This is a genomic window from Klebsiella sp. V115_8 (assembly GCF_029967715.1).
Classification (GTDB): domain Bacteria; phylum Pseudomonadota; class Gammaproteobacteria; order Enterobacterales; family Enterobacteriaceae; genus Klebsiella; species Klebsiella quasipneumoniae.
The window spans coordinates 32690-47968 of record NZ_JASCAR010000042.1; the positions used below are offsets into that span (position 1 = coordinate 32690).

Annotated in this window: 16 protein-coding genes; 8 read left to right on the forward strand and 8 right to left on the reverse strand. The window is 60.4% G+C overall.

Annotated features, from left to right (window positions below):
* Nucleotides 1–98 precede the first annotated feature (98 nt).
* Entirely contained in the window at nt 99–986 is an 888-nt protein-coding gene (locus QLG03_RS19235; protein ID WP_032453901.1) for a LysR family transcriptional regulator, read from the forward strand.
* 8 nt (nt 987–994) lie between these two features.
* Here QLG03_RS19235 and QLG03_RS19240 read toward each other — a convergent pair whose 3' ends face one another.
* Nucleotides 995–1402, reverse strand: coding sequence for a MarR family transcriptional regulator (locus QLG03_RS19240; RefSeq protein ID WP_023290815.1), 408 nt, complete (start codon nt 1400–1402; stop codon nt 995–997).
* Between the two features lie 172 nt (nt 1403–1574).
* On the opposite strand from QLG03_RS19240, the gene QLG03_RS19245 reads away from it, so the two are divergent.
* The 4 genes from QLG03_RS19245 to QLG03_RS19260 all read left to right on the forward strand — a co-directional run bounded on the left by QLG03_RS19245 (nt 1575) and on the right by QLG03_RS19260 (nt 4426).
* Nucleotides 1575–2168: a non-oxidative hydroxyarylic acid decarboxylases subunit B gene (locus tag QLG03_RS19245; RefSeq protein ID WP_023290814.1), complete on the forward strand. Its 594-nt coding sequence runs from the start codon at nt 1575–1577 to the stop codon at nt 2166–2168.
* Nucleotides 2168–3595, forward strand: coding sequence for a non-oxidative hydroxyarylic acid decarboxylases subunit C (locus QLG03_RS19250; RefSeq protein WP_186977131.1), 1428 nt, complete (start codon nt 2168–2170; stop codon nt 3593–3595). Before QLG03_RS19245 ends, QLG03_RS19250 begins: the two co-directional genes overlap by 1 nt.
* Nucleotides 3596–3605: 10 nt before the next feature.
* Nucleotides 3606–3842: a non-oxidative hydroxyarylic acid decarboxylases subunit D gene (locus tag QLG03_RS19255; protein WP_032453899.1), complete on the forward strand. Its 237-nt coding sequence runs from the start codon at nt 3606–3608 to the stop codon at nt 3840–3842.
* Nucleotides 3843–4273: 431 nt separating this feature from the next.
* Nucleotides 4274–4426 carry a Hok/Gef family protein gene (locus QLG03_RS19260; RefSeq protein WP_009651623.1) on the forward strand — a complete coding sequence of 51 codons (153 nt, stop codon included), beginning with the start codon at nt 4274–4276 and terminating at the stop codon, nt 4424–4426.
* 120 nt (nt 4427–4546) lie between these two features.
* Here the strand turns inward: QLG03_RS19260 and mutS are convergent, their stop codons facing one another.
* Nucleotides 4547–7108, reverse strand: coding sequence for a DNA mismatch repair protein MutS (mutS, locus tag QLG03_RS19265; protein WP_240709078.1), 2562 nt, complete (start codon nt 7106–7108; stop codon nt 4547–4549).
* Nucleotides 7109–7404: 296 nt separating this feature from the next.
* Here mutS and QLG03_RS19270 point away from each other — a divergent pair, with 296 nt between their 5' ends.
* A complete protein-coding gene (locus tag QLG03_RS19270; protein ID WP_162838135.1) occupies nt 7405–7572 on the forward strand; it encodes a hypothetical protein in 168 nt (55 codons plus the stop codon).
* On the opposite strand, the gene QLG03_RS19275 is transcribed toward QLG03_RS19270, so the two are convergent.
* The 6 genes from QLG03_RS19275 to QLG03_RS19300 form a co-directional block, all read right to left on the reverse strand.
* Nucleotides 7569–8186 carry a Fic family protein gene (locus tag QLG03_RS19275; RefSeq protein WP_023290812.1) on the reverse strand — a complete coding sequence of 206 codons (618 nt, stop codon included), beginning with the start codon at nt 8184–8186 and terminating at the stop codon, nt 7569–7571. The two genes, QLG03_RS19270 and QLG03_RS19275, sit on opposite strands and share 4 nt — an antisense overlap.
* 115 nt (nt 8187–8301) lie before the next feature.
* Nucleotides 8302–9081, reverse strand: a complete 780-nt coding sequence (locus tag QLG03_RS19280; protein WP_255988647.1) for a heme ABC transporter ATP-binding protein — start codon at nt 9079–9081, stop codon at nt 8302–8304.
* Entirely contained in the window at nt 9074–10069 is a 996-nt protein-coding gene (locus tag QLG03_RS19285; RefSeq protein WP_101992545.1) for an iron ABC transporter permease, read from the reverse strand. The genes QLG03_RS19280 and QLG03_RS19285 overlap by 8 nt, the downstream gene beginning before the upstream one ends.
* Nucleotides 10069–10887 (reverse strand): ABC transporter substrate-binding protein, encoded by an 819-nt coding sequence (locus QLG03_RS19290; RefSeq protein ID WP_105491400.1) that lies wholly within the window; start codon nt 10885–10887, stop codon nt 10069–10071. The genes QLG03_RS19285 and QLG03_RS19290 overlap by 1 nt, the downstream gene beginning before the upstream one ends.
* Entirely contained in the window at nt 10884–11915 is a 1032-nt protein-coding gene (locus tag QLG03_RS19295; RefSeq protein ID WP_255988642.1) for a ChuX/HutX family heme-like substrate-binding protein, read from the reverse strand. The genes QLG03_RS19290 and QLG03_RS19295 overlap by 4 nt, the downstream gene beginning before the upstream one ends.
* A 70-nt stretch (nt 11916–11985) precedes the next feature.
* Nucleotides 11986–14349, reverse strand: coding sequence for a TonB-dependent receptor (locus QLG03_RS19300; RefSeq protein WP_117129157.1), 2364 nt, complete (start codon nt 14347–14349; stop codon nt 11986–11988).
* Nucleotides 14350–14564: 215 nt separating this feature from the next.
* On the opposite strand from QLG03_RS19300, the gene QLG03_RS19305 reads away from it, so the two are divergent.
* Nucleotides 14565–14858 (forward strand): SelT/SelW/SelH family protein, encoded by a 294-nt coding sequence (locus tag QLG03_RS19305; protein ID WP_004205627.1) that lies wholly within the window; start codon nt 14565–14567, stop codon nt 14856–14858.
* Nucleotides 14859–14935: 77 nt separating this feature from the next.
* Entirely contained in the window at nt 14936–15277 is a 342-nt protein-coding gene (locus QLG03_RS19310; RefSeq protein ID WP_023290806.1) for a nitrous oxide-stimulated promoter family protein, read from the forward strand.
* Nucleotides 15278–15279 lie beyond the last annotated feature (2 nt).

Here is a 15279-nt window from a genome sequence, read left to right on the forward strand (position 1 = left end):
CTCAGACAGGCGGCTACTGTAAACCCGGCGCCGCGGGGGATAAACGGGGCGAATCGGGATATACTGTCTGAATATTTTTGACAATCATCCGGACGACGATGCTAAACCTTCAGCGCGTGACCATGTTTATCGCCGTGGTGGACGCCGGCAGCTTTACCCAGGCCGCCGCGGCGCTGGGGCAGACCAAGGCGGTGGTCAGCTTTAACGTACGGCAACTGGAAAATGAGCTGGGGGTGACGCTGCTGCTGCGCTCGACGCGCCGTCTGCGGCTCACTGACGCCGGGGCGCTGTTCTATCAGCGTGGGGTGGCGCTGCTCAAAGCGGCGGAAAATCTGCAGGATGAGGTCCGGGCCAGCCATAGCGGTTTAAGCGGAGAGCTGCGGATCACCACCACGCCGGAGTATGGCGCGCAGGTCATCATCCCGGCGCTGGCGGCGTTTTCCCGTCATCATCCGGCGCTACGGGTGCGGCACGTCTCGTCCTCCCATCATGCGGATCTTATCTCCGAACGATTTGACGTGGCGATACGCCTCGGTACGCTGGCCGATTCCCGCTATCGGGCGACGCGGATAGCCAGTTTCGCGATCCTGCCCGTCGCCTCCCCGGCCTGGCTGGCGAGCCATCCGGTGCTGACGCTGTCCGATCTGGCGCAAGCTGACTGGATTATTCACGAGCGTCTGCCGGCCCCGCTGCGCTGGCAGCTGCGAACGGATGAACAGGCAGAGGTGGATTTTACGATAGTCAACGCGCCACGGTTTTCAGCCGACAGCGCCACGGCGCTGATGAGCTTTGCTCTGGCCGGATGCGGCATCGCTTTGCTGCCAGCCTGGCTGGTGGCCGGTAAACTGGCGCAGCGGGAGCTGGTGGCTGTCCTGCCGGAATACCATTTCCCGCCGCAGGGAGTGTATGCCCTTTATCCCGATGCGCAGCATATGCCGACCCGGGTGCGGACGTTTATCGACTTCCTGCGCGAGCAGCTCGGCTAGGCGCTTGCTCAGGGAACCATCATTTTACGCACCAGCCGGGAGAACTGTTCGCGTTCATCATCGCTCAGGCGGCCAAGAAACTCGTCATCGACCTCATTGCCTTGCGGAATGGAACGGTTAAGCAGCGCCTCGCCTTCGTCGGTCAGATAGACAAAACGGCGGCGCTTATCGGCCGGATCGTGCTCCCGGCGCACCAGGCCGCGCGCTTCCATCCGGCTGAGCATCTCCGCCAGCGTGGCCTTCGTACTGACCGCCGCTTCAATCAGCACCACCTGTTCGATCCCCGGCTGCTCCGCAACCGAGCGCATCACCGCATACTGAGGCTTAGTCAGGTCCGGTAACGCCTGCTGCCAGCGGGCGGTATGTTGTTGAAAAAGCTGGCGCAGCAGGTGGAATGCTTCGTTTCGTAACTCCATGGATACTCCGTAACAAAACTGTCACCTCTATGATAGCCGTTCGTACGCCTTTTTATACCTTTTCCCTGTTTGATTAAAAATGCGCACGTATACGAACGATCTTGTCATTCGGCTCAGGAGAGGGTAATTTAAGCATAAAGTTCGTGTACGAACAAATTGAATGAGGTCTGGAATGAAACTGATTGTTGGGATGACGGGGGCCACCGGGGCTCCGCTTGGGGTGGCATTACTGCAGGCGCTGCGCGATATGCCGGAGGTGGAAACCCATCTGGTGATGTCGAAGTGGGCCAAAACCACCATCGAGCTGGAAACGCCTTGGACGGCACGGGAAGTGGCCGCGCTGGCGGACTTTTCCCACAGCCCGGCCGACCAGGCCGCCACCATCTCATCAGGTTCATTTCGTACCGACGGCATGATCGTGATTCCCTGCAGTATGAAAACGCTGGCAGGCATTCGCGCAGGCTATGCCGAGGGGCTGGTGGGACGCGCGGCTGACGTGGTGCTTAAAGAGGGGCGCAAGCTGGTGCTGGTCCCGCGGGAAATGCCGCTCAGCACGATCCATCTGGAGAACATGCTGGCGCTGTCCCGTATGGGCGTGGCGATGGTGCCGCCGATGCCGGCTTACTATAACCACCCGGAGACGGTTGACGATATCACCAACCACATTGTGACCCGGGTGCTGGATCAGTTTGGCCTCGACTATCACAAAGCGCGCCGCTGGAACGGCTTGCGCACGGCAGAACAATTAGCACAGGAGATCGAATAATGGCTTTTGATGATTTGCGCAGCTTTTTGCAGGCGCTGGATGACCAGGGACAACTGCTGAAAATCAGTGAGGAGGTGAACGCTGAGCCAGACCTGGCGGCGGCAGCCAATGCCACCGGACGCATCGGCGACGGCGCCCCGGCGCTGTGGTTCGATAAGATTCGCGGCTTTACCGACGCCCGGGTGACGATGAACACCATCGGCTCGTGGCAGAACCATGCCATCTCGCTGGGCCTGCCGCCCAACACGCCGGTGAAAAAGCAGATTGATGAATTCATCCGCCGTTGGGATAACTTCCCGGTGACGCCAGAGCGCCGCGCCAACCCGGCATGGGCGGAAAACACCGTGGATGGCGATGATATCAACCTGTTCGATATTCTGCCGCTGTTCCGCCTCAACGATGGCGACGGCGGGTTCTACCTCGACAAAGCCTGTGTCGTTTCGCGCGATCCGCTTGACCCTGACAACTTCGGTAAGCAAAACGTCGGTATCTACCGTATGGAAGTGAAAGGCAAGCGCAAGCTTGGCCTGCAGCCGGTGCCGATGCACGATATCGCCCTGCATCTGCATAAAGCGGAAGAGCGCGGGGAAGACCTGCCGATCGCCATTACCCTCGGTAACGACCCGATTATCACCCTGATGGGCGCCACGCCGCTGAAATACGATCAGTCAGAATATGAAATGGCCGGCGCGCTGCGTGAGAGCCCGTATCCCATCGCCACCGCGCCGCTGACCGGCTTTGACGTGCCCTGGGGTTCGGAAGTGATCCTCGAAGGGGTGATTGAAGGCCGTAAGCGTGAGATAGAGGGGCCGTTCGGTGAGTTTACCGGCCACTACTCCGGCGGTCGTAACATGACGGTAGTGCGCATCGACAAAGTCTCGTATCGCAGCAAACCGATTTTTGAATCGCTCTATCTCGGTATGCCGTGGACCGAAATCGACTATCTGATGGGCCCGGCCACCTGCGTGCCGCTGTATCAGCAGCTGAAGGCAGAGTTCCCGGAAGTGCAGGCGGTCAACGCTATGTACACCCACGGTCTGCTGGCGATTATCTCCACCAAAAAACGCTACGGCGGTTTTGCCCGCGCGGTGGGTTTGCGGGCGATGACCACTCCCCACGGCCTCGGCTATGTGAAGATGGTGATCATGGTTGATGAAGACGTTGACCCGTTCAACCTGCCGCAGGTGATGTGGGCGCTCTCCTCGAAGGTTAACCCGGCGGGAGACCTGGTGCAGTTGCCGAACATGTCGGTCCTTGAACTTGACCCAGGCTCCAGCCCGGCGGGCATCACCGACAAGCTAATTATCGACGCCACCACCCCGGTTGCGCCGGACCTTCGCGGCCACTACAGCCAGCCGGTGCAGGATCTGCCGGAAACCAAAGCCTGGGCTGAAAAACTGACCGCTATGCTGGCCAACCGTAAGTAAGGAGAAGAAGATGATTTGTCCACGTTGCGCCGATGAAAAGATTGACGTCATGGCGAAATCGCCGGTGAAAGGAGTTTGGACGGTGTATCAGTGCCAGCACTGTCTGTATACCTGGCGGGATACCGAGCCGCTGCGCCGCACCAGCCGTGAGCACTATCCTGAAGCGTTCCGGATGACGCAGAAAGATATTGATGAGGCGCCGCAGGTGCCGCACGTCCCGCCGCTATTGTCGGAAGATAAGCGTTAAAGAAAAGAGCCCGCTAAGGGCTTATCCTGTTAAGGTTATTTTACCTGCCATTTTAAAACTGGGTCGTGCGCAAACTGCCTGCGACCATCACGCCGACAGGGATAATCTCTCCGTCGGCTTTTTTATATTTCGCAAAATGATAAAAGTTATTTACTCATTAAATCCAGAAATTATGTAAAGGGGTAATATAATGGGGCGACTTTGCGAGTCGGCTTCCAGATTAATATAATATCCGTCTGATTAATTCCTTGCAGATAAATTTCACGCCATGACGAGTATAGAATAGCGGCGGGTGCTTGAGGCTGTCTGGCCTTGAGCAAGACCAGGACCCCAGACAGACGAAAGCCCCAGGAGATATTTCTATCAACTGAGGCTGACGGATGAACCCGAACAATTCAGATGTTAGTCTCTTCTTTGCAGGGAGGCAAGACATGCTAACAAAATATGCCCTTGTGGCAATCGTCGTACTGTGTATTACGGTACTGGGATTTACGCTTTTGGTGCGCAGCTCGCTGTGCGAACTCAGTATTAAAGAGCGTAGTATGGAGTTTAAAGCTGTTCTCGCTTACGAATCGAAGAAATAGCATCAGCGCGGGGGGAAACCCCGCGTATTGGTTGTCAGGACGCATCCTCTCGCACCCATTTTGCATTTGTTAAAACGGCAGCACCGCAGGGCGCTGCCGTTTTTTCACGTTAAAAGAGACCTACACCAGGCTCTTCAGGCGATAGATCCACTCCAGCGCCTGACGCGGGGTCAGGGAGTCCGGATCAAGATTCTCCAGCGCCTCAACCGCAGGCGAGGTCTCTTCCGGAGCGGCGAGCAGCGACATCTGCGTGCCGTCGACCTGGGTCGCCGCCGCGTTGGGCGAGATACTCTCCAGCTCGCGCAGTTTCTGCCGCGCGCGCTTGATCACCTCTTTCGGCACCCCGGCCAGCGCGGCGACCGCCAGGCCGTAGCTCTTGCTGGCAGCGCCATCCTGCACGCTGTGCATAAAGGCGATGGTGTCGCCATGCTCCAGCGCGTCGAGATGGACGTTGGCGACGCCTTCCATTTTCTCCGGCAGCTGAGTGAGCTCGAAGTAGTGGGTGGCGAACAGCGTCAGCGCCTTGATTTTGTTGGCCAGATTTTCCGCACAGGCCCATGCCAGCGACAGACCGTCGTAGGTGGACGTGCCGCGGCCAATCTCATCCATCAGCACCAGGCTGTGTTCAGTGGCGTTGTGCAGGATATTGGCGGTTTCAGTCATCTCCACCATAAAGGTCGAGCGGCCGCTGGCCAGGTCATCCGCCGCGCCGACGCGGGTAAAGATGCGATCGATGGGGCCTATCTCCACCTTCTGCGCCGGGACGTAGCTGCCGATATAGGCCAGCAGCGCAATCAGCGCGGTCTGGCGCATATAGGTACTTTTACCGCCCATGTTCGGCCCGGTGATGATCAGCATCCGCCGCTGCGGCGCCAGCTGCAGCGGGTTGGCGATAAACGGCTCTTTCAGCACCTGCTCGACCACCGGATGGCGGCCTTCGCTGATGCGAATGCCCGGCTTATCGCTAAAGGTCGGGCAGCAGTAGTTGAGGGTTTCCGCGCGTTCCGCCAGGTTGACCAGCACGTCCAGCTCGGCCAGCGCGCTGGCGCTCGCCTGCAGGTCGGCAAGGTGCGGCAGCAGCAGGTCGAACAGTTCGTCATAAAGCTGCTTTTCCAGCGCCAGCGCTTTGCCCTTGGAGGTCAGCACCTTATCTTCGTATTCCTTCAGCTCAGGAATAATATAGCGTTCGGCGTTTTTCAGCGTCTGGCGTCGCACGTAGTGGATCGGCGCGAGGTGGCTCTGGCCGCGGCTGATCTGGATGTAGTAGCCGTGGACGGCGTTGTAGCCGACCTTCAGGGTGTCGAGGCCCAGCCGCTCGCGCTCGCGGATCTCCAGCTTATCGAGATAATCGGTGGCGCCATCGGCCAGCGCCCGCCATTCGTCCAGCTCTTCGCTGTAGCCTGGAGCGATGACCCCGCCGTCGCGGACCAGCACCGGCGGGGTGTCGATCACCGCGCGCTCCAGCAGTTCGCGCAGTTCGCTAAACTCGCCCATTTTTTCGCGCAATTTTTGCACCGGCTGACTGTCAACGTCAGCCAGCTGCTCGCGCAGCAGGGGCAACTGCTGCAGGGCATGACGCATGCGGGCTAAATCGCGTGGACGGGCGGTACGCAGCGCCAGACGCGCCAGAATACGTTCCAGATCGCCGACCTGGCGCAGCACCGGCTGCAGCTCGGTATAGCGCTCCTGCAGCGCGCCGATGGTCTGCTGGCGCTCCACCAGCACGGCGGTATCGCGGACCGGCATATGCAGCCAGCGCTTGAGCATCCGGCTGCCCATCGGCGTCACCGTACAGTCGAGTACCGAGGCCAGAGTGTTATCGGTGCCGCCGGCGAGATTCTGGGTGATCTCGAGGTTACGGCGGGTGGCGGCATCCATAATGATGCTGTCCTGCTGGCGCTCCATGGTGATGGAGCGAATATGCGGCAGCGAGGTGCGCTGGGTGTCTTTGACATACTGCAGCAGGCAGCCGGCGGCGCACAGGCCGCGGGGGGCGTTTTCCACGCCGAAGCCGACCAGATCGCGGGTGCCGAACTGCAGGTTAAGCTGCTGGCGCGCGGTGTCGATTTCAAATTCCCACAGCGGGCGACGGCGCAGGCCGCGGCGGCCTTCGATCAGCGACGATTCGGCAAAATCTTCCGCATACAGCAGCTCCGCCGGATTAGTGCGCTGCAGTTCTGCCGCCATGGTTTCGCGGTCGGCCGGTTCGCTCAGGCGGAAGCGGCCGGAGCTGATGTCCAGCGTTGCGTAGCCAAAGCCTTTGCTGTCCTGCCAGATGGCGGCCAGCAGGTTGTCCTGACGCTCCTGCAGCAGCGCTTCATCGCTGATGGTGCCCGGCGTGACGATACGCACCACTTTACGCTCGACCGGCCCTTTGGTGGTGGCCGGGTCGCCTATCTGCTCGCAAATAGCTACCGACTCGCCCTGATTAACCAGTTTCGCAAGATAGTTTTCCACCGCGTGGTGGGGGATGCCGGCCATGGGAATGGGTTCGCCCGCGGAGGCGCCGCGTTTGGTCAGCGAGATATCGAGCAGCTGCGACGCGCGTTTCGCATCGTCATAAAACAGCTCGTAAAAATCCCCCATCCGGTAAAACAGCAGAATGTCAGGATGTTGCGCCTTCAGCTTGAGATACTGCTGCATCATCGGCGTGTGGGCGTCGAGATTGTCAATTGTGCTCATGGGGTGTTATCCAGATCCCTGATTTGAAATGGCTGCGATTTTGTTGTTTTCGTCGTTATCACATGGATGAGACATGATAACGGAGATGGGCAGGCGAGGGAAACTGACGAACGCGCGCGGCGCGATCCGGATTCCAGTTGCAGAGGGGGATGAGTCATCACAAGCCAGCATCAGGATGTGCAGTTACCGGTTCAAAAAAGCCCTATCCGATATTTCCCTGGATAAGCCTTAACGGCAGCAGTTAGCAACGATCCTTGATATACTGAAACCATCAGGTGAATGAAAAGGGAGATGCCATGAGTCACAACAAAAAAGATCAGGCCACATACGCCAGACCTTCCCGCGCTGACATCGTTCGTTCTGTTGCGACATCAACCGCGGTCGAGACAGGGCAACCCTCAGCCAGAGTTGAAGAGAGTCTTGAAGCCGCGCGCAAAAAATATGCGCATCTTCGTCTTGCCTAATCCCTTCTTAAGGCCATGCTGACCCAGTGTTTCATCGGTCGATAGTCCAGAGTCAAACCTGCATGGATAGCCGATATATACTGGGTTTTGTTTTGTTCCCAGCTTTGATAATTCAGCGGTTTATAGCCAGCCTGCACCGCCATCACATCAGCTAATAATCGTGATAAACGCCCGTTACCCTCTCTGAATGGATGGATGAGGATCAATTCAACATGTGTGACTGCGATAGCTTCTGTGAGCTGCAATTCACTCATGCCTGAACAAGGCGTATAATGAGCGAGGTATTTCTTATCAAAATCGTTTAGCAGTTTAGCCAGCTGTGTTGAAGGGGCGAACATAAAATCGCCTTTGCTGATATTGACCGTTCTTTCCTGGCCTGCCCATGCATAGATATTGCCTAACCAGCGATAATGCCACTTTTTCAGGATATTGACGCTGAGCAATCCGGTTGGAAAGTGTTCCTCAAAAACCGAGCGATAAAGTTGTTCCAGCAGTACCAGTTCTACGCTATCCATCTCATTTGCGTCAGCAATCCCGAGTTTATTAGCCAAAACCCGTTCACCTGAATTTTTCTCATACTGGCCTTCGCTGCCAGCAACTGTGTATCGGCTCATGGGGACCCTCAAAAGGGAACGCTGATAGATATGAAAGTATAATGCTCATCAGCTTTTGCGGTGTAATACCGAACGCGCGCGGCGCGATCCGGATTCCAGTTGCGCCGCGCGGGGGTTACGGCGCCAGATAGACCTGGGGGGCCGCGTTGTCTGGATGCTGGCCGAGACGGACATCCGCCCCGTACCAGCGATGGATAACCGACTGCTGGATCACCTCCTGCGGCGTCCCCTGGGCGACCAGGCGGCCCTGGTGTAGCAGCAGGATGCGGTCGGCCCACAGGGCGGCGAGGTTAAGGTCATGCAGCACCACGCACACGTGCAGTTGCCCGCCGGCGGTGAGCCGTTTGAGCAAGCGCAGCAGATGCTGTTGATAGTAAAGGTCCAGCGCCGAGGTGGGCTCATCGAGAAACAGCCAGCCCTGCGGCGCGCCGTCGCGCCACAGCTGCGCCAGACAGCGGGCGAGCTGCACCCGCTGCTGCTCGCCGCCGGAGAGGCCGGGATAGCGGCGGCCGGCAAGGTCATCGCAGCCGGTGACGGCCATTACCGTCGCCAGCTCCGCCGGGTCCGCGGTCGGGCCCCACGGCGAGCGCCCCATGGCGATGACCGTTTCCACCGTCCAGTCGGCCTGCAGGGCCGTACGCTGTAGCATGACCGCCCGCCGGCGCGCCAGCGCCTCGGGTGACCACGCCTCCAGCGGCGTGCCCGCCAGATGGCGGGTACCGCTATCCGGGGTCAGGTACCCGGTCAGCAGCCGCAGCAGGGTGGATTTGCCCGCGCCGTTCGGCCCGATAAGCGCCGTCATCTCGCCGCCGCGCAGCGCGACGGAGATGTTGTCGATAATCTGCCGCTGGCCGAGGCGAAGCGCCAGCCCCTGCGCGCAATATTCATTAGCCATGTTTGGGGTTCTCCCGACGAAAGACCAGCCACAGAAACCAGGGGGCGCCCAGCAGGCTGGTGAGCAGACCGACCGGCATCTCCGCCGGCGCCGCCACGGTGCGGGCCAGGGTGTCGGCCAGCAGAAGCAGGATCGCGCCGGCCAGCAGCGAGCCGGGGATCAGCCCGCGATGGTCCGGCCCCAGCCACAGGCGCATCAGGTGCGGCACCACCAGGCCAATAAAGCCGATGACGCCGCTGATGGCCACCGCCGCGGCCACCAGCACCGCGCTGCACAGCAGCAGCCAGCGCTGCAGCGCCCGCACGTTGACCCCGAGATAGTGCGCTTCTTCATCGCCGAGCTGCAGCAAATTCAGGCGGGAGGCCATCCACCACACCGCCAGCGCCGCCGGGATGATCAGGGTCGCAGCCACCAACAGGGTCGGCCACTCGGCCTGGCCCAGGCTGCCCATGCCCCACAGCGACAGCTGGCGCAGCTGGGCGTCGTTGCTCAGCCAGGCCAGCACGCCGACCAGCGCCCCGCACAGCGCGTTGATGGCGATCCCCACCAGCAGCAGGCGCGACAGCGACCCCTCCTCCGCCCGGCTGAGGATAAAAATCACCACCATCACCGCCAGGCTGCCGATAAACGCCGCCAGCATCGGCATATACAGGGCGATCAGCCCCGTTGCGGAGAGCGGGAGCACCAGCCAGCAGGCCACCGCCAGCGCGGCGCCGCTGCTGATGCCCAGCAGGCCCGGGTCGGCAAGCGGGTTGCGAAACAACCCCTGCATCACGCAGCCGGAGAGGGCCAGCGCCGCGCCTACCAGCAGGGCCAGCAGCACCCGCGGCAGACGGATGGTCAGCCAGATGTGGCGCAGCATCTCATCCCCGGCGGGCAGCAGGCTGGCCAGCGGCAAACGCATCGCGCCAAGGGTGGTGGCGAACAGCGTCAGCAGGACCAGCAGCAGCGTCATCAACAGCAAACGGCGGGCGAGGGCAGGGCGCATCAGGGCAGATGCTCCGCTTTTTCACGCAGCGCGATAATCGCCTGCGGGGTGCGCGGCCCGAAGCCGAGCAGGGCCATATCGTCGATCGTCAGCAGCTGTTTATGACGCCCCGCCGGGGTCTGCGCCAGGCCGGGCAGTCTCCACAGCCCGGCTTCGCCGCCCATCCCTTTGAGACCATCGGCGGAGATCACCACCAGATCCGCCTGGCTGGCGGCCACCCCCTCCTGCGACATCGCCCGATAGTGGTCGAAGCCCTGCATCGCGTTCTGCAGCCCGGCGGCGTGAATGGCGCCATCGGCCGCGGTGCGTTGCCCGGCCACCAGGGTATTCATTCCGCCGTGGCTGAGAATAAACAGCACCCGCCTGGCAATCGGCTGCGTTGGAATGGCGGCGATCTGTTGCTGAAGCTGCTGGCGCAGCGCGTCGCCTGCCGGGGTTTTGCCTAACGCTTCGGCAATGACGGCCACTTTGTTATCGATCGCGGCCAGGCTTTCGCCGCCCGGCACGTTTACCACCTTCACCCCGCTCGCCTGCACCTTGTGTAAAACCAGCGAGGGCTGCGCCTGGGCGCTCGCTAGCACCAGCTGCGGACGTAACGCGAGGATCCCCTCGGCGTTCAACTGCCGCAGGTAGCCGACATCCGGCAGCTTTTGCGCCGCCGGGGGCCAGCTGCTGGTGCTGTCCCGGGCGACCAGGCTCTGTTGCGCGCCAAGGGCATAGACGATCTCAGTGACATCGCCGCCGAGGGTGACGAGCCGCTCCACGGCGGCGTGGCTCAGCAACGGGAAGGCGATGAGAAGCAGTAACCAGCGCATCATGCGGGCAGTCCTTCGCGGGTCAGACGATCCACCTGCTGGCGCCATTGCGCCTGCTCGGGGTGGCCCTCGCTGCGCTGGCCATAGAGCTGGGCGATCTGGGTGCCGTCTTTGGCGAACAGCTCGACGCTGGTGACGTGTCCGTCTGAGGTCGGCTTGCGGGTCACCCACACTTCATCGAGGCTCTCTTCACGCAGATGCAGGGTAAAGGTGGGATTGAAGATATTCAGCCAGCCGCGCATCGGCGCCAGCTTTTCCAGGGCGCCGGTGAAGATCTGCACGCAGCCGCGATTGCCGACGAAGATCATAATGTCATTGCCCTCCTGGCGCACCGTCTCCAGTAACGCTGGCAGCGCATGGCGATCAACGCGGCAGGCGAGGTCGTCGCTCACCAGGCGGAAGGCCTGCTGGCGGGAAAGCTGATATTTACGCAGCAGACCGAAGAACTGGTGTACGTCGGTCATCGCGCGCCAGTCGTTCTCCAGGGCGGCGCCGTCGGCGCTCTCGGCATATTTCACCGGCTCCAGCGGGCGCAGGGCCAGCGGCGCCGGGGCCGCCACCCGATGTTCTGTGATCAGGGTGTCCCAGGCCGCCATGTCGGTCTGCGTGGTCGCATAGACTTTCAGCAGGGCGTCGCCGTGGTGGTCGAAAAACTGAATGCTCTGGCGACCGTTATCGTTCAGATGGAAGGCGCTGGCCCACTGGCTGAGGAACAGACGCAGGTCGAGCGCGCGCGGGTTGAGCACCAGCCCGGCGTGGCCGCTGAGGTGCTGGTGCGTGAACTGGCCGACCTGCTCATGGACGGCATACTCGTTGCGGCAGATGCATTTGGTTTCACCGACGCGCTCCAGGGCGGCAATCAGCGCCCGGGCGTCATCGATCAGGCGCACGGCATCGTGACCGAGGCGGGCGGCGGTCAGCTCGGCTTCGCTGATCCCCATTTCCGCGGCGATATCGCGGGCATATTTCGCGGTGCTGGACGCTTTGGTGGCCTGGTAGCGCTGCCACAGATCGGGGTGGGCATTGGGCATAATCATATCCTTCTCAATGTTCAATATCCCCGGCCGGCGGGCCGGGGCAGGTGAGTTGTTATTCGGGCAATCAGAAGTCGACGTTGACCCCAAGCTGCCAGGTGCGGCCCGGCATGACCGCCAGCGCTTTATCATTGGCGTCCTGGTTGGTGCCGGTCTCGATATTGCGGCTGCTCAGGTAATCCCAGTATTTACGATCGGTGAGGTTGTAGACCCCGCCATTGAGGCGCACGTTTTTCGCCACCTGCCAGTACGCGGTCCAGTCCAGCATGCCGTAGCCCGGCACGCGCATATAGTCGCTGCTGGCATCGGCGATGGCGGACCCGCTGTTGCTGTAGCTTTCGCGGTTGGTGGCGGTCGCCTGTTTCCCCTTGACGAAGGTCGCCGTCAGGGCGGTGCCGTAGCGTTTCGCCGGATCGTCCCACGCCACGCCGACGATAGCTTTCATCGGCGCTACGCTGTCGAGGTCGACGTATTTATCGCCGCTGTAGCTGGATTTCGATTTCCCTTCGCTATAGCCGAAGGCGAGGGTGGCGCTCAGGCCGTCCACCTGCTCATACCAGGTGCCAAAGTTAAATTTAGTGCTAATTTCACCGCCGTAGATATAGGCTTTATCGCGGTTTTCCGCCTGATAAATGGTGTAGATATTCGACGGCACGTTAGTGAACTGGCCCGGATTATTCGCCCGGGTATAGCGGGTATAGGCGATAAAGTTCTTATAGCTGTTGTAGAACAGCGCTGTGCGCAGGGTGATGCCTTCGGTAACTTCCCCCTTCAGCCCCCACTCGAGATTATCGCTGGTTTCCGTCTTCAGATCGGTATTGCCGATCAGGGCATACTGCTGGCTGCCGGCGTAGCTGGACCCAAGGTTCCAGGATCCATACAGCTGGCTGGCGTTGGGGAACTGCGCGCCGCGCTGGTACTGCAGGTAGGTCATCAGGCGCGGGGTGAGGTCGTACTGGAAGGTCAACGACGGCAGAACCTGGGTATCGCTGTTTTTACCGTACAGATTCGCCACCGACGATTCGGTCAGCGCGCTGCTGTTGGCGGCAAGGTCGGACAGATTTTCCGGCTTTGTCGATTGATGCACCAAGCGCACGCCGGGAATAATGGCGAAGTTGTGGCTATCAAGGTCGAAGTTGATCTTATCCTGGACAAAGCCGCCGAGAGTGTAGCTGCGGCTGTCCGCCTCCGGCTGCATGATCTCGCTGTAAACGCTGGGGATCGGCGACTGGCTGAACGGCCGCTGGGTTTTGCTGGTGCTGGCGTTGAAACCGGCGCTCAGATCGTGGCGGCCCAGGGTTTTCGCCAGCGCGGTCTGCAGGCCCCAGGTGTCGGTGTCGTAGTTGGAGTTCACCGTCTGCATTCTGCGGGTGACGCTGTCCGGCATATACGTCCAGTCATGGGCTTCGGTATGCTGGTAGTAGATTTTCGTGGAGACGCTGTCGAGGTAGTCATTCATCGGCGTCCAGTCATCCTTCAGGCTCAGGCCCCAGCGTCGGGTCTGGCTGGTCTGGTTGGCGGTGCCGATGGTGCTGTTACCGCTGGAATCCCAGGTATCGTAGTGGGTGTGGTTGGTTTTGTGGTAATAGTCGAAGGTGCTGGTTAGCTTGTGCTCGTCGTTGGGCTGCCAGATCCCGGAGGCCAGAAAGGCATCGGAGTGCCAGTTCGCCGGGTAGGCGTCGACGGTGTCGCTGTTATTTTCGGTTTCCTGGCCGTCGCGGCGGCTGTAGACCAAAATGCCGCGCAGGAACTCATCGCCGCCGGCGACGGTCACCCCGTTGTGCCAGCTGCGATCCGCGGAGTCGTAGCCGCTGCGATAGCCGAAGGCGCTGGTTTTGCCCGGGCGCAGGTAATCATCCGCCGATTTCGGGCGGAAGGAGACATTCCCTCCGATGGCGCTGTTGGCCGTTTCCGTCGAGGTGGCGCCGGACTGGATATCCACGCTGCCGTACATATACGGGTCGATATAATCGCGGCCGATGCCGAAGGTATTGAGCCCCGAGCGGCCGACGTAGCCGCGGCCGGTGGCGTTGGGCTGGGCGATACCGTCCACGTCGATACCGACGCGGTTGCTCTCCATGCCGCGAATGTTGTAGCCGGTGTAGCCCCCGCGGTCGAAGCCGCTTTTGCCGTTGCCGGAGCCGCCGCTGGCCCCGGTGGCGCTGATGAGCGGTTCATAGCGCATGATCGAGCCGAAATCGTTAGCGCCTTTGTCCTCCAGCTCCCGGGCGCTGATGCTGTGCTCGTTACCGGCTTTTTGCGCCGGCGCGGGAGCGGTGACGGTCATTTGTTCCGAGGTGTCATCCACCGCCTCGCCGCCGATGGCGGAAGTGCCTGCTGCGACGGCAGAAGTTTGATAAATTGCTGCAAGCAAAGAGGTCACCAGCAGGCGTTTTTTACACCCTGCTGCTGACGGAGTCGATTTGTACATAGTCGCCACGCCTTGATCGTTATTAGTATCGGCTCACGCGTTACTTCCAGAGTTGCAGGTTGCTCCGTCTTTTCCGTTGCGGATAGGGTCTCACTCCATTTATTGATTGAGAATGGTAATGATAGGTATTATCGTTTGCAACAAAATATTCATGTATTCCTCATTTAAACTGCACTTTGTTTACACTGTGCCCTTTCAGCCTGAGCGAGATGACGATGAATTCAAAAGCGGCTATCACCATCACCTATTGTTCCCAGTGCAACTGGATGCTGCGCGCCAGCTGGATGGCGCAGGAGCTGTTACACACCTTCAGCACCGATATCGCCTCGGTGACACTGGTGCCGGGCACCGGCGGGATCTTCACTATCGATATCGACGGCCAGCAGATCTGGGAGCGCAAGCAGGATGGCGGCTTTCCGGATGCGGCAGAGCTGAAACGCCGGGTGCGCGATGTCTGCTTCCCGGAAAAAGCATTGGGGCATGTTGATAAACCCGCTAACCCGACCTAATCGTTAGGAAAGCGGCTGCGTGGCCCGTTTAAAAGGTGTATTATTTATGCATCTTTTTGTGGAGAGGGAAGTTGACGGTGGGCAAACGCATCGAACGTGAAAAGCAGACGATCGGTCGGATGATTGGGCTTTATCAGCGCCGCTGTCCGGATGCCCGCGACGACGGCGAGCACTATCAGGCGCTGAACGCCTACGCCGACAAGCGGCTTGATAAGTGCGTGTTTGGCGACAATAAACCGGCCTGCAAGCAGTGTCCGGTACACTGCTATCAGCCGGCGAAGCGCGAAGAGATGAAGCAGATTATGCGCTGGGCCGGGCCACGAATGCTCTGGCGCCACCCGATCCTGACCCTTCGCCATCTGCTGGATGACAGGCGGCCGGTGCCGCCGCTGCCGGAAAAATATCGACCGAAAAAATAGCG

Bases quoted from the DNA above. Each gene is read 5' to 3' on its own strand.
- QLG03_RS19255 (WP_032453899.1), top strand. From the start codon at position 3,606: ATGATTTGTCCACGTTGCGCCGATGAAAAGATTGACGTCATGGCGAAA.
- QLG03_RS19300 (WP_117129157.1), bottom strand. From the start codon at position 14,349: ATGTACAAATCGACTCCGTCAGCAGCAGGGTGTAAAAAACGCCTGCTG.
- QLG03_RS19280 (WP_255988647.1), bottom strand. From the start codon at position 9,081: ATGGCTAATGAATATTGCGCGCAGGGGCTGGCGCTTCGCCTCGGCCAG.
- QLG03_RS19260 (WP_009651623.1), top strand. From the start codon at position 4,274: ATGCTAACAAAATATGCCCTTGTGGCAATCGTCGTACTGTGTATTACG.
- QLG03_RS19285 (WP_101992545.1), bottom strand. From the start codon at position 10,069: ATGCGCCCTGCCCTCGCCCGCCGTTTGCTGTTGATGACGCTGCTGCTG.
- QLG03_RS19305 (WP_004205627.1), top strand. From the start codon at position 14,565: ATGAATTCAAAAGCGGCTATCACCATCACCTATTGTTCCCAGTGCAAC.
- QLG03_RS19250 (WP_186977131.1), top strand. From the start codon at position 2,168: ATGGCTTTTGATGATTTGCGCAGCTTTTTGCAGGCGCTGGATGACCAG.
- QLG03_RS19245 (WP_023290814.1), top strand. From the start codon at position 1,575: ATGAAACTGATTGTTGGGATGACGGGGGCCACCGGGGCTCCGCTTGGG.
- QLG03_RS19240 (WP_023290815.1), bottom strand. From the start codon at position 1,402: ATGGAGTTACGAAACGAAGCATTCCACCTGCTGCGCCAGCTTTTTCAA.
- QLG03_RS19275 (WP_023290812.1), bottom strand. From the start codon at position 8,186: ATGAGCCGATACACAGTTGCTGGCAGCGAAGGCCAGTATGAGAAAAAT.
- QLG03_RS19295 (WP_255988642.1), bottom strand. From the start codon at position 11,915: ATGCCCAATGCCCACCCCGATCTGTGGCAGCGCTACCAGGCCACCAAA.
- QLG03_RS19270 (WP_162838135.1), top strand. From the start codon at position 7,405: ATGAGTCACAACAAAAAAGATCAGGCCACATACGCCAGACCTTCCCGC.
- QLG03_RS19290 (WP_105491400.1), bottom strand. From the start codon at position 10,887: ATGATGCGCTGGTTACTGCTTCTCATCGCCTTCCCGTTGCTGAGCCAC.
- QLG03_RS19235 (WP_032453901.1), top strand. From the start codon at position 99: ATGCTAAACCTTCAGCGCGTGACCATGTTTATCGCCGTGGTGGACGCC.
- mutS (WP_240709078.1), bottom strand. From the start codon at position 7,108: ATGAGCACAATTGACAATCTCGACGCCCACACGCCGATGATGCAGCAG.